We start from the raw sequence: 12,274 nt of genomic DNA on the forward strand, positions 1-12,274 counted from the left end.
GCGGAAGCCTACGGGCAGTGGTCTGTTAGCGCACACTCTTGATCGGGATGATCACGAACGCAGCCGCGGCGACGCAGATCATTGCAAAGACGAACAGTGCCGGGTATCCGCCGAAGAAGGTGATGATCAGGGCGGCGAGAGCGGCGCTCATCGACTGTGGAATATTGGTTGCCACGTTGAGGATGCCAAGGTCTTTGCCGGCACCGGTTCCGCCGCCGGGAAGTACCTCGGTCATCAAGGCGGTATCACAAGACATGTAGAGACCGAAGCCGAAACCGTTGATCGCCGACATGGCAAGCATGCCGGTGACGTTCGGCATCAACAGCGGCATCAGCAAGCCGACGATCATTAGCACCGACGCGACGTAGATGAACACCTTGCGCCGACCCAGCTTGTCGCTCAGCCAGCCTGCCAGCGGCACCGAGATGACCGTCGTGATGAGCGATGCGATGCTGATCAGTCCGATGGTCGAGTTCGCTGCGTTCAGGCTCAGGCCGATGTAGTCGGTCAGGATGAACAGCTGATAGGTGAAAGCGACAAAGTAGCCCAGGATGAACAGGAATCGTGCCGCGAAAGCCCAGGCGAAGTCCGGGTGCTTGCGGGGGCTGATCCAGAAACCCGCGAAGAAGTTCTTCCAGTTGAAGGGTGGATGTACGACGCCCTTGCTGGAGAAGTCGCGGTTTAATAGCACGAAAATCAGGGTGACAACCAGTACTGCGATGCCGAATGCGGTGTAGCCGACGCCGACGTTGTTGGCGAGCTGGCCGGCGGCGATCACACCGACAGTGCCGCCGATTCCGCTGCCGAGGCCGAGCATTGCCGAAGCGACGCCACGTCGGCTTCGTGGGAATCGGTCGGGGGTGATTGCGGTCAACGGTCCCTGCATCGCATTCAGTGCGACCTGGATGATCACCCAGAACACGGTGATCCAGAGGATCGACTGCAGGCTGCCGAGGCCGATTAGGAACACGGCTGCGACGGCGACTCCGATGATCATCCACGGCGCGCGTCGGCCGTGTCGTGAACGGGTACGGTCGCTGAATGCGCCGACGATGGGTTGCGCGAACAGCGTAAACACGAACGAAACCGTGGTGACGATCGCGAGGTTTCCCACCTTGTGAGTCGCATCGATCGCTGTCACCTGGTTGGGCAGTAGTACCGCGATCAGGCCGGCGTAGGCGGCAAACAATATCAGGGTCGTGATCCCGATTGAAGGCAGGAGGCGGCTATTGGCCGTCGGGCTGAGCGTGCCGCTCTGGTCTGTCGTGTCGGGCGGAATCACCTGCGGGGCTTCGGTCGTGTTTGGCGGAATCAGACTCTCGACGGGGGCCGAGGTGCCGCGGGGCTCCGAAGTGCCGGGCGGGGTAAGCGGGGTGGACATGGCTCTCCTCTTCGTTGAGCAGATCTGGTGCATGCGCACGCTGCACGAAAACCGAACAACGCTTGGGATTGATTATGCGTCGCGCTCCCCTAAAATTCAAGGGTTGAATTAAATGGCGATGTTGAGCGGATCCTCCAGGAGCCGGTCACGCGCGATCCACACCGTGCCCAGTAATGCCGCATCATCGCCGAGCTGCCCAGGCATCACCTGCGGGTCGGTCCAGAGCCTGGCACCTGCGATCGTCGGGTGGTTCCGGACAAAGGCACGTCTAACTGGCTCGACCAAATCGGCCCAATACCCGCCGAGGACGATGACCTCGGGGTCGAAGGAAATGGTGAGGATCTGCAGGGCGCGAGCGACCCACACCGCCGCATCATCCCAGGCCGCCGTGGCGCGCTTCTCGCCGGCTCGGATGCGACGGGTCAGCTCGGTGAGAGCCGCGGTCAGGCCGTCGCGCTCCAGGTTCTCGCCCAGCCCTGCCGCGGCGAGCACCACGTCGGGACCTGCGACGGTGACGAGGCATCCGTGTTGGCCGCACAGGCACAGCGCGCCGTCGTGGTCGATCGGAAGGTGGCCGAGTGCGCCGGCGAAACCGTGTGCGCCTTCGACGAGTCGCCCGGCGACGATCAGCGCGCCGCCAATGCCCGAGTTGCTCTTGAGGTAAAGCATGTCGCGTACCCCGGTGAGCTTGCTGTGTTCGGCAAGTGCCGCGACCGAGGCATCGGGGCTAAGCCGGACAGTGGGCGGCAGATCGGGATTGCGCGCGCGAAGGCCACCGATGACGTCCACGGTGTCCCAGCCGAGATCGGTATCCGCGAGTACCTGCGCCGGTTCGCCGCCGACGGGCGCGAACACGACAACGGTCAGATCGGCGATCCGACGCTGGAGTGCGGCTGTCGCATCTAATCCGGCCTTGAGTACCCGGGCAGCGACATCGAGTACGACATCAGGTCTGCCCATCGGCCGGCCGTGCTGTTCAGTATGTCGAAACAGCGTTTCACCGGCCAGGGAAACGACAAGGGCGGTGGCCTGGTCGGCATCCAACTGCAGCGCGAGGAGTGCCATATCGTCTGCTGCCAGCTTGAGTAGGGTGAGCGGCCGCCCTTTAGTGCCGTTCACGATCGGCCCTGACTCGCGGACAATGCCAGCGTCCGTCAGTGCTGCAGCGAGCGCGGTGACGGTTCCGCGTGTCAATCCCGTGCCGTCCGAGATCTGACTGCGCGAACTCGGCCCATTTGAGACCAGGAAGCGGGTGACGATGGCGAGATTGTGGCGACGCACATCACCGCTGACAAGGGTGGTCGCGGCTCCGCGATTCACCGGGTCAGTTGCCGCCGTGCTCATGAGTCCAGCTTCGCACACGGCACCGATCCTTCATCGGGCGCTTCAGCGCAGTCGGTCCGAGAATGGCTGCTGGGCCCGCCGCAACTATCGGGTGATGAGTTTTTCGACGCCAGTGAGCACGGACCACAAGTACTCGACGTGGTCGGCCATGCCGTGACGCGAGTCGAATTGCCATTGCAGTTGCATGCCGTCGGCGACCGCGAGCATGATGGCCGCAAGTTTTTCCGCGTCGAGCTTTGTATCGAGTTCGCCGGATTCTTGCTTCGTGCGAATACTCTCGGCCAGAATCTGCCGCATTTCCTCGTATCGACGGACAAAGAAGGGGTGTGCCGGATGGTCCGGCTCGGTCGCCGCGGCGGAAATGGTTGTATAGAGTTTCACCAGCCCGGGCACCTCTGCGTTGTGTCGCATTACGGCCACCATCGTCCCCAGGGCGTCGCCCGGAGCCGTGTATGCCTCGTCGTCGAGTTCATCGCGCTTGCGCAGAATCTCGGCGAAGAGCTCCTCTTTGGAGTCGAAATAGTGCAGGAGTCCGGCTTGGCTCAGGTTCACCGCGGCGGCAAGTTCACGGAGTGAGCTCCCGCGATAACCCTGGCGGGAGAATACCTCAAGTGCCGTGCGCAGAATCTCCTCGCGCTTGGCCACCCCCTTTGCGTAACGTCCCCTGCCTGTCATGAATTCGATGTTAGGCCATCTGGGTCACTCAATCGGAAAACCTAGTGTTAGTCGGGATTGGGTGTTAGCATCACGACGGGTCGCCAGAGCCGGCGGCCGTCATTCCGTGGAGGCTTCCGTGGCGCAACCGTACGACGATCGCTTGACCGAACTGCTTGACCGGCTGACCCTGGAAGAAAAGGTGCAATTGCTGACCGGGCGGGACTTCTGGACAACCTGGCCGATGGAGAAGATCGGATTGCGGCGCATCCTCGTCTCGGACGGGCCGAGCGGTGTGCGCGGCGAGGCTTGGGACGAGCGTGACCCCTCACTCAACCTGCCGTCCGCGACCGCGTTGTCCTCGGCGTGGGACCCTGCTATCGCCTACCGCTACGGATCTGTGTCCGCTTCCGAAGCGCACCGCAAGGGTGTGGACGTTGTGCTCGGCCCGACCATCAACCTGCACCGCTCGCCGTATGGTGGCCGTCATTTCGAGGCCTTCAGCGAGGACCCGCTGCTGACCGCCGAACTTGCCGCAGCCTATGTCTCCGGCGTGCAGGACAACGGCGTCGGCGCTACCCCCAAACATTATGTGGCCAACGACTTCGAGACCGACCGTTTCACGGTCGACGTGCAGGTGAGCGACCGCGCCCTGCGCGAGCTGTATCTGCTTGCCTTCGAGAAAGCGATCACAGAGGCCAAAGCGTGGCTTGTCATGAGCTCGTACAATTCGATCAACGGGACGACGGCGACCGAAAACCATCTGCTCGAGACCCCTTTGAACACCGAATGGGGTTTCGACGGCGTGGTCATCAGCGACTGGACCGGGGTGCGCTCGGTGGAGAGCGCGAAGCATTCCCAGGACCTTGCGATGCCTGGCCCCGCCGGTGCGTGGGGCGGCGCCCTCGTTACTGCGGTGCGTATGGGAGAAGTACAGGAATCTGCCATTGATCGCAAAGTTTTGCGTCTACTGGCGCTGGCTGCTCGCGTTGGCGCCCTCGACGGCTTCGAATCGGTGCAGGCGAATCCGGTGCCCATCGAGGACGGTCTCGCTTTCGCACGAGAGGCGGCCGCAGCCGGCACCGTGCTGGTGCGCAATCAGAGCGAACTGCCGTGGTCGGCCGAAACGCTTTCATCTGTCGCCGTGGTCGGCCACAACGCGAAGTTCGCGCGCAGCCAGGGTGGTGGAAGCGCCACCGTGCTGCCGGTGAGAGTGATCTCGCCGCTCGACGGCGTCCGCGAGGCGCTGCCAGGCGTGGACGTCTCCTATTCCATCGGCGCGATCGTACAGGAAGGCGTAGTCGAGCTACCGCTTGAACAGATCATGAACCCGCGCACCGGCGAAGCAGGGGTGTTGACGCGCTTCCTTCACGCAGATGGGACCGAACTTTTCGCTGAGGACCGCCGCTCCACCGCCCTGGTCTGGTTCGGCGGCGATGCCCCGATCGCCGACGCGAACCTGCTCGAACTGACCACCCGCTACACGCCGGAGGAGAGCGGCGAGATACTGCTCGGCTTCGCCTCGATCGGCCATGCCCGCATATATGTCGACGACGAGCTCGTGCTCGATCGCATTCTCCTGCCGGAGGGCGACGATCTTGGCGCCGCCTTCCTGGCCCCGCCCTCGGTATCCGCATCGGTCGCGGTCACTGCCGGCATGCCGCTCGCCGTACGTGTCGAGGTTGAGCTGGAGGACCGGGTCGGGGCCCTTGCGAACGCGATGGCTTTCACCTTCGGGCTGGAACCAGACGACTCCGACCCAGATGAACTGATGGCCCAGGCGGTTACTGCAGCGCGGGACGCGGATGTCGCGCTCGTCGTCGTCGGCACCAACTCACGGGTGGAATCTGAGGGCTACGACCGCGACTCGCTGGCACTCCCGGGGCGACAGGACGAACTTGTGCGTGCCGTCGCGGCAGCGAACCCGCGAACCGTCGTCGTTGTGAATTCCGGATCACCCGTGCTGCTGCCGTGGCGTAACGATGTCGCGGCGGTTCTGTTCAGCTACTTCGGCGGCCAGGAGTTCGGCCACGCCCTCGCCGACGTGCTCCTCGGCCTGCGAGAACCCGGCGGACGCCTGCCGACGACGTGGCCAAAGACCGAGGGTGACCTTCCGGTGAGCGACGTGACACCCGCCAACGGGGTTGTGCGCTATGACGAAGGCATTCACATCGGTTACCGCGCCTGGCTCAAAGCCGGTACGGCACCGGCATACCCATTCGGGCATGGAATGGGTTACACGAACTGGGAGCTGACGGACGCCACTTGCGGTAGCGCGGTCGAGCCCGGTGGGATAGTCGAAGTTGCCGCGACCGTCACGAACACGGGTACACGCGCGGGCAAACAGGTCGTTCAGGTGTACGCCGAGCGCCCCGAGTCGACGGTGGATCGACCCGTGCGTTGGCTGGTCGGCTTCGCACCCGTGTGGGCCGAGGCCTCCCGCTCGGCCAGGGTGACGATTCAGGTGCCGGCGCGGGCTTTCGCCTACTGGGACAACGGTTGGCAGTACGAGCCCGGCGGCTACACGCTCCGCGTGGGCACGAGCGCCGTAGAGTTGCCGCACACATTATCTGTGGAACTCAACACGGCCAAGCTGTTATCGACGGCGCAGGTTCGCTAACGCGCCGATGAGGACATTCGTGGCCAAGGTGGACGGTGTTCAGTGCTGGCCCGTGCCGTACGCTTGGGTCGAAAGTCTGCGCGTCGAAGGAGATGCCCGCTCAATCCAGCACAGAAGGGGCCATCTTGATCTCGCTTGCAGCTGCCTCAGGCATGGCCCTTGTTGAGTTGGGAATGGCGCTCACGCCCGGGCCCAACATGGTCTACTTGGTCTCCCGCAGTATCAGCCAGGGATGGCGCGCCGGCATGATGTCTCTGGCCGGCACCGCAGTCGGGTTCGTTGTGTATATGACGATGGCGAACCTCGGGCTTGCGGCAGTGTTCATCGTGGTTCCCTGGCTCTACACCGCGCTCAAGGTGGCCGGTGCGGTCTACTTGCTCTGGCTGGCTTACAAGACCCTCCGCCCGGGCGGTATGTCTCTGTTCGAGACCCAAGACCTTCCCCGCGATACCGCCGGCAAGCTCTTCCGGATGGGGCTCGTGACGAACCTGCTGAATCCGAAAGCGGCGATCATGTACCTAGCGCTGATTCCTCAGTTCGTCGATCAAGGTGCCGGAAACGTGGTAGCCCAGGGGTTCCAGCTGGGAGCCATCCAGATCGCAGTGGCCATGGCCGTGAATGGGGTAATCATCCTCGCGGCGGGGTCGATCGCAGTGTTTCTTCAGCGCAAGCCCATGTGGATGCGCTGGCAGCGGTGGGCCACAGGGACCCTTCTTGGCGCGGTGGGCGTGAAGCTGGCACTTGATGCGCCAGTCCCGGCGGGGTCCGGGTAGAGGGCTGCCTGGATACCGAGAGCGGCCGGTTCGACGGCGTACGGGCGGGGGTCTCGCTCGATAAGTCAGAGAGCGGAAGACAAAGAAAGAAACCCCGCGATGTAGAAGCTACGCGGGGTTTCAGTGGCTCCGACCGGCGTCGATCCGGTGACCTTTCGATTTTCAGTCGAACGCTCTACCAACTGAGCTACAGAGCCAAAAGGTCGTAGCCATGGCTACGACCAATCACTAGCCTAAAGCCTTCGGGAGAAAACTTCATGCTCGCGACCCTGACGGGACTCGAACCCGCGACCTCCGCCGTGACAGGGCGGCGCGCTAACCAACTGCGCTACAGGGCCTTGCTGGATGCAAGGGTCTTGCTTACTATCCGTACCCCCAACGGGATTCGAACCCGTGTTACCGGCGTGAAAGGCCAGCGTCCTAGGCCCCTAGACGATGGGGGCCAGGGGAATTCAGTTCTCATTTACGGCGACTTTCTCCGTGCGTTTGAACCTTGAATAGCATAGATGGAAACCGGGCCAAAGTGCAAAACGTAACTCGTAGCTGCACAGCGCTCCCGATGCCGTTGTTGGTCGAGGTTCAGTTGTCCCGCAAGCCTACGCCGCATTGCCGCCTCGGGCCACGCTGTTTGACCGTCCTGCGGCGCAGCCGGGTGGACGGCAGCCTGCCCGGGCGGTGGGCTGTCCCGCGGTGCAGTCGTCCGGACCATCGTGCGGGACAATGGCAGAACCATGGTTGAGATGACGCGTGAAGAGTTCGAGGCGGCGGTATCGGATGCGCTCGACCTGATACCTGAGGATCTGGCCCGCGAAATGAATAACGTCGTTGTCGTTGTCGAGGACGCGGCCCCCGCGGATCAGCCTGGGCTTCTCGGGCTCTACGAGGGCACCCCGCTGACCGAGCGAGGCGACTCCTGGGCAATGGGGTCGCTGCCCGATCACATCACCATCTTTCGTGAACCGACCCTGCAGTTCTGTTCCGGCGCCGATCAGGTTCGCGACGAGGTGGCTGTGACGGTTGTGCACGAGATAGCCCACCACTTCGGCATCGACGACGAGCGGCTGCATGAGCTCGGCTGGAGCTAACGTGACGAAGCACACTGACATATAAGTTGTCATGCATATGTTATTCGCCTAGCGTTATCCGCATGGGATCAGGACATTCGCACGGACTACCGACCACATCCGCAGGCAAGCACTGGCGCTCGATGGTAATCGTGCTGTGCGTTGCGCTCACGGTGCTCGTCATCGAGGTGATCGGCGCCTGGATATCGGGTTCGCTCGCCCTGCTTGCCGACGCGGGACACATGCTGACCGACGCAGCGGGAATCGGCATAGCGCTCATCGCCACTCGGCTTGCAGCGCGCCCGGCCAGCGCACAGCGCACCTACGGTCTGCAGCGCGCGGAGATTCTCGCGGCGTTGACCAACGCCATCATCCTGCTCGTTATCGCCACCTTCATTGTCGCCGAAGCCGTGGGTCGATTCGGTGCGGAGGCAGAGGTGGCGCCGGTGCCAATGCTGATCTTCGGCGGCATCGGCCTGGTCGCGAATGCGGTTTCGATGCTGATCCTGGCGAAGGGGCAGAAAGAGAGCCTCAATGTGCGCGGCGCGTACCTCGAGGTTCTTGGCGATCTGCTGGGCTCGGTCGCCGTCATAGTGGCCGCCATCGTCATCGCACTGACCGGCTTCGTTGCGGCGGATTCGATAGCCTCGCTGCTTATCGCGGCGATGATCGTGCCACGGGCGTGGTCGCTGCTTCGCGATGTCGTGGACGTGCTCCTTGAGTCGACTCCGCGCGGTGTAGATCTGGAAAAGGTGCGGGAACACATGCTGTCGGTACCGGGCGTCATCGACATGCACGACGTCCATGCCTGGACGATTACCTCAGGCGTGCCCGTGATGTCGGCGCATATCGTCGTCGACGCCGAATGGCTGGATGCCGACGGCATCGATCAGGTGCTCGACCACCTGCTGACCTGCCTGAAAGGCCACTTCGAAGTGGATCACTGCACGTTCCAGATTGAGCCGTTGGCCCACGCCGAGCACGAGTCGCACGTGCACCACTAACCGAGTGTCAGATATACAGCGGTCCGTTCGGCTGATAACAATAGAGGACCGTGGCCTTCCCCTCGCGGGGGTGGTCAACCCCGAAAAGGGAGCGAGCAGATGATGGCTGGCAATGCCCCCGATGAGCGGGCGGCCGAACAGGCGCCCATGGTCGGCGAGCCGCACGACCCGCTGCTGTCTCTGCGTTCCGGACGTTCAGATGAGCCCGAGTTCGACCTTGCCCTGATCGGCACTGTCTTCTTCGACATCGTGTTCACCGGACTGGGCGGAGACCCGCATCCCGGCACCGAGGTGCATGCACAGGGAATGGGATCCTGTCCCGGCGGCACCGCCAACCTGGCCGTCGCGGCCGCCCGGCTCGGCCTGCGCACAACTCTCGCGTCGGCTTTCGGCGAAGATGTATACGGCGATTTCTGCTGGGAAACACTCGAGACCGGCGAGCGGGTGGACCTTTCGGCCTCGTACCGGGTGCCGGACTGGCATTCCCCTGTGACGGTATCCGCTGCTTACGCCGGCGACCGAAGCATGATGACGCACGAACACGAGGCTCCGGTTCCAGTCGCCGACCTCGCCGCGCGGCTGCCGCAATCGGCTGCAGTATTCGCACCATTGTCCACGCGCTTTCCGACCTGGGTGCGCGACCGCGCCGCGGCCGGTGCCCTGGTCTTCGCCGACGTCGGCTGGGACTCAACGCTCGTCTGGTCCGAAGAGACTCTCGCGGGCCTTGAACACTGTCATGCCTTCATGCCGAATACCCGGGAGGCGATTGCCTACACTCGGCAGGACGATCCGCGTGGCGCCTGCAAGGCGTTGGCCGAACGGGTGCCGCTCGCGGTGGTGACCCGCGGGGATCACGGTGCGATCGCCATCGATTCCGGTACCGGAGAGGAAGCCGAAGTCGACGGGCTTGCGATGGACGCGGTCGATCCGACCGGAGCCGGGGATGTCTTCGGCGCCGCCTTGATGATGGGTACGCTGGCCGGCTGGCCACTTTCTCAGCGGCTGCGTCTGGCGAACCTCTGCGCGGCGCTTTCCGTCCAGTACATCGGGGGATCGCTGAGCGCTCCGGGCTGGGCTGATATCGCCATCTGGTACGCACAGATGCGGGCGGTTGGCGACAAGCGGCTGCGGAGCGAATACGCCTTCCTTGGCGACCTCATTCCGACGCAGTGGCGGCCCACCCTTGACCGGCGGTCGGTGGCGACTATCGGGCTGAGGACGAGGGCAGATAGCCTCGAGGGGAACGGAGTCGACAGTGAGTAGCAGACGGATGACGAAGACGCGGAGCACGAATGGAACCCCGGCTATCCGGGTTCTGGAGACAGCAGGTATCAGGTTCGAGGTGCGCGCCTATGACCATGATCCTGCCGTCCGGAGTTTCGGAACGGAAGCTGCCGCAAAGCTCGGTGTCGATCCCCGGCGCGTCTTCAAAACCCTGCTGATCTCGGTGGACGACGAACTCGTCATGGCCATCATCCCGGTCAGCGCCCAACTGGACCTGCGGGCGCTTGCGGCTGCGATCGGCGGCAAGAAGGCGGTGCTCGCCGGCGTCGCCGAGGCTGAGCGGCGCACAGGTTACGTCGTCGGGGGGATGAGTCCGTTCGGCCAGCGCAGGCCGGTGCCCGCCGTGCTGGACAACTCCGCACTGGCCTTCGATCGGATCCTGATCTCCGGTGGCCGTCGCGGTCTCGACGTCGAGGTGGCGCCGAACGATGTCGTCATGCTCACGGATGCGCGGCTCGCCCGCGTCGCCCGCGGCGACTAGCGCTATCCGGGCGACGCAGGACGCGAACTTCGTGCAGGCCCGCGGACTTCTCCGCCCTGGCTGCCCAGGACTGCGAGCTTTGTGCAGGACCGCGCGCGAATTCGAGCGCGTTCTTGCACCCGGGCCGCGATCCTTCCCAGGTGGGCCCGGCGACGAGCGCCGGACCCACCGTGGCTCCGGTGCGTCAGGTCCGGGCGGCCGCACGCTCCTCGCTCCGGGCCACCGAGTGCCGGTATCCGTAGCTGAAATAGATGATCAGGCCGACAGCGAGCCAGATGGCAAAACGCGTCCAGGTGAGCGTTGACAGGTTTGTCATCAGGTAGAAGCAGAGCACCGCGGAGAGGATCGGCACGAAGGGATTCAGCGGCACGGTGAAGCCGCGCTTTAGGTCCGGACGACGCTTGCGCAGGATCGGCACGGCGATGGAGACCAGCACGAAGGCAGAAAGCGTGCCGATATTGATCATTTCCTCGAGCGCTTCCACGTTCGTGAAGCCGGCGATTCCGGCCACGATGACGCCGGCGATGATCTGCAGGCGTACCGGCGTGCCACGCTTCTCCGAGGTTTTGCTCAATGAACGCGGCAGCAGGCCGTCGCGGCTCATCGAGAATACGACCCGGGACAGACCAAGTAGCAGCACCATCAGCACGGTGGTCAGACCGATCAGCGAGCCGATCGAGATGATCTGAGCGGCCCAGGTGGCACCGACGATTTCGAATGCGGTGGAAAGGTCCGGCGTCTCAACGGCGGCCAGCTCCTTGTACGAAACCATTCCGGTCACCACCAGGGTGACGCCGACATAGAGCACCGTGACGATGGCGAGGCCGCCGAAGATTCCGCGCGGCAGCGTGCGCTGCGGGTTCTTGGTTTCCTCGGCGGTGGTGGCCACGACATCGAAGCCGATGAATGCGAAGAACACCAGAGCCGCGCCGGCAAGCATGCCGAAGACGCCATAGGTTGTCGGCTCGGCTCCGGAAAGGAAGGAGAACAACGACTGAGTCCATACGTCGCCTTCGCCTTCGGCGGGCTGCGCCGGCGGGATGAATGGGGTGTAGTTCTTGGCTTTTACGAAGAAGAAACCGACGATGATGATGAAGACGACGATTGCGACCTTGATCAGGGTCACGACGCTGTTGACCCGGCTGGAGAGCTTTGTTCCCAGGACCAGCAGGATCGTGAAAACTGTGACGATGAAGACCGGCGGCCATTCGAAGGTCACCGGGCCGAGGTCGACGGAGACAGGAATCTGGAGCCCGAAAAGGTCGAACGTGGTGCCGAGGTAGACCCCCCAGAATTTGGCGATCACCGCCGAAGCAGTCAGGAGTTCGAGGATCAGGTCCCAGCCGATGATCCAGGCAACGAACTCCCCGAGCGTCGCGTACGAGAAGGTGTAGGCCGATCCGGCAACCGGAACGGTTGAGGCGAATTCGGCGTAACACATCATCGCCAGGCCACAAACGACTCCGGCAATGATGAATGACAGGATGACGCTGGGGCCGGAGTAGTTGGCGGCTGCAGTGGCGCCAACCGAGAAGATGCCGGCTCCGACGGCGACGGCAATGCCCATGATCGTGAGGTCGAACACGCCAAGGGAGCGGCGTAGTTTATGCCCCTCTTCCTGGGTGTCTTCCATTGAACGTTCAATGGACTTAACGCGGAAGATGCTCAT

At 63.5% G+C, this 12,274-nt stretch carries 10 protein-coding genes and 3 tRNA genes; 6 read left to right on the forward strand and 7 right to left on the reverse strand.

Annotated elements, in window-relative coordinates; translation table 11 throughout:
* Positions 1-25: 25 nt before the first annotated feature.
* From LWF01_RS01360 to LWF01_RS01370, 3 genes are all read right to left on the reverse strand, one after another.
* Positions 26-1,381 (reverse strand): MFS transporter, encoded by a 1,356-nt coding sequence (locus tag LWF01_RS01360; RefSeq protein ID WP_349639247.1) that lies wholly within the window; start codon positions 1,379-1,381, stop codon positions 26-28.
* 108 nt (positions 1,382-1,489) lie between these two features.
* The gene (locus LWF01_RS01365; protein WP_349639248.1) at positions 1,490-2,725 is read right to left on the reverse strand and encodes an ROK family protein; all 1,236 of its coding nucleotides are present in this window, start codon (positions 2,723-2,725) and stop codon (positions 1,490-1,492) included.
* Between the two features lie 84 nt (positions 2,726-2,809).
* A complete protein-coding gene (locus tag LWF01_RS01370; protein WP_349639249.1) occupies positions 2,810-3,400 on the reverse strand; it encodes a TetR/AcrR family transcriptional regulator in 591 nt (196 codons plus the stop codon).
* A gap of 118 nt (positions 3,401-3,518) precedes the next feature.
* Here LWF01_RS01370 and LWF01_RS01375 point away from each other — a divergent pair, with 118 nt between their 5' ends.
* Positions 3,519-5,999, forward strand: a complete 2,481-nt coding sequence (locus LWF01_RS01375; protein ID WP_432761979.1) for a glycoside hydrolase family 3 protein — start codon at positions 3,519-3,521, stop codon at positions 5,997-5,999.
* Positions 6,000-6,124: 125 nt separating this feature from the next.
* Complete coding sequence (locus LWF01_RS01380; protein WP_349639250.1) at positions 6,125-6,772, forward strand: LysE family translocator; 648 nt, start codon at positions 6,125-6,127, stop codon at positions 6,770-6,772.
* 124 nt (positions 6,773-6,896) lie between these two features.
* Here LWF01_RS01380 and LWF01_RS01385 read toward each other — a convergent pair.
* From LWF01_RS01385 to LWF01_RS01395, 3 genes are all read right to left on the reverse strand, one after another.
* Positions 6,897-6,969: transfer RNA gene (locus LWF01_RS01385), tRNA-Phe, on the reverse strand.
* Between the two features lie 67 nt (positions 6,970-7,036).
* Positions 7,037-7,110, reverse strand: a tRNA-Asp gene (locus LWF01_RS01390).
* 32 nt (positions 7,111-7,142) lie between these two features.
* A tRNA-Glu gene (locus tag LWF01_RS01395) sits at positions 7,143-7,215 on the reverse strand.
* Between the two features lie 288 nt (positions 7,216-7,503).
* Between LWF01_RS01395 and LWF01_RS01400 the strand changes: the two genes are divergently transcribed.
* The 4 genes from LWF01_RS01400 (at position 7,504) to ybaK (ending at position 10,605) form a co-directional block, all read left to right on the forward strand.
* Positions 7,504-7,857 (forward strand): metallopeptidase family protein, encoded by a 354-nt coding sequence (locus LWF01_RS01400; RefSeq protein WP_349639251.1) that lies wholly within the window; start codon positions 7,504-7,506, stop codon positions 7,855-7,857.
* A gap of 62 nt (positions 7,858-7,919) precedes the next feature.
* A complete protein-coding gene (locus LWF01_RS01405; protein ID WP_349639252.1) occupies positions 7,920-8,840 on the forward strand; it encodes a cation diffusion facilitator family transporter in 921 nt (306 codons plus the stop codon).
* 99 nt (positions 8,841-8,939) lie between these two features.
* Entirely contained in the window at positions 8,940-10,103 is a 1,164-nt protein-coding gene (locus LWF01_RS01410) for a PfkB family carbohydrate kinase (RefSeq protein ID WP_349639253.1), read from the forward strand.
* A 7-nt stretch (positions 10,104-10,110) separates the two neighbouring features.
* Positions 10,111-10,605, forward strand: coding sequence for a Cys-tRNA(Pro) deacylase (gene ybaK, locus LWF01_RS01415; protein ID WP_349639254.1), 495 nt, complete (start codon positions 10,111-10,113; stop codon positions 10,603-10,605).
* A 184-nt stretch (positions 10,606-10,789) separates the two neighbouring features.
* Here ybaK and LWF01_RS01420 read toward each other — a convergent pair whose 3' ends face one another.
* Positions 10,790-12,274, reverse strand: coding sequence for an APC family permease (locus tag LWF01_RS01420; RefSeq protein WP_349639255.1), 1,485 nt, complete (start codon positions 12,272-12,274; stop codon positions 10,790-10,792).

Origin of the sequence: Saxibacter everestensis (genome assembly GCF_025787225.1) — a bacterium.
Taxonomy (GTDB): Bacteria; Actinomycetota; Actinomycetes; order Actinomycetales; family Brevibacteriaceae; genus Saxibacter; species Saxibacter everestensis.

Bases quoted from the DNA above. Each gene is read 5' to 3' on its own strand.
- LWF01_RS01365 (WP_349639248.1), bottom strand. From the start codon at position 2,725: ATGAGCACGGCGGCAACTGACCCGGTGAATCGCGGAGCCGCGACCACC.
- ybaK (WP_349639254.1), top strand. From the start codon at position 10,111: ATGACGAAGACGCGGAGCACGAATGGAACCCCGGCTATCCGGGTTCTG.
- LWF01_RS01405 (WP_349639252.1), top strand. From the start codon at position 7,920: ATGGGATCAGGACATTCGCACGGACTACCGACCACATCCGCAGGCAAG.
- LWF01_RS01400 (WP_349639251.1), top strand. From the start codon at position 7,504: ATGGTTGAGATGACGCGTGAAGAGTTCGAGGCGGCGGTATCGGATGCG.
- LWF01_RS01370 (WP_349639249.1), bottom strand. From the start codon at position 3,400: ATGACAGGCAGGGGACGTTACGCAAAGGGGGTGGCCAAGCGCGAGGAG.
- LWF01_RS01410 (WP_349639253.1), top strand. From the start codon at position 8,940: ATGATGGCTGGCAATGCCCCCGATGAGCGGGCGGCCGAACAGGCGCCC.
- LWF01_RS01360 (WP_349639247.1), bottom strand. From the start codon at position 1,381: ATGTCCACCCCGCTTACCCCGCCCGGCACTTCGGAGCCCCGCGGCACC.
- LWF01_RS01420 (WP_349639255.1), bottom strand. From the start codon at position 12,274: ATGAGCATCTTCCGCGTTAAGTCCATTGAACGTTCAATGGAAGACACC.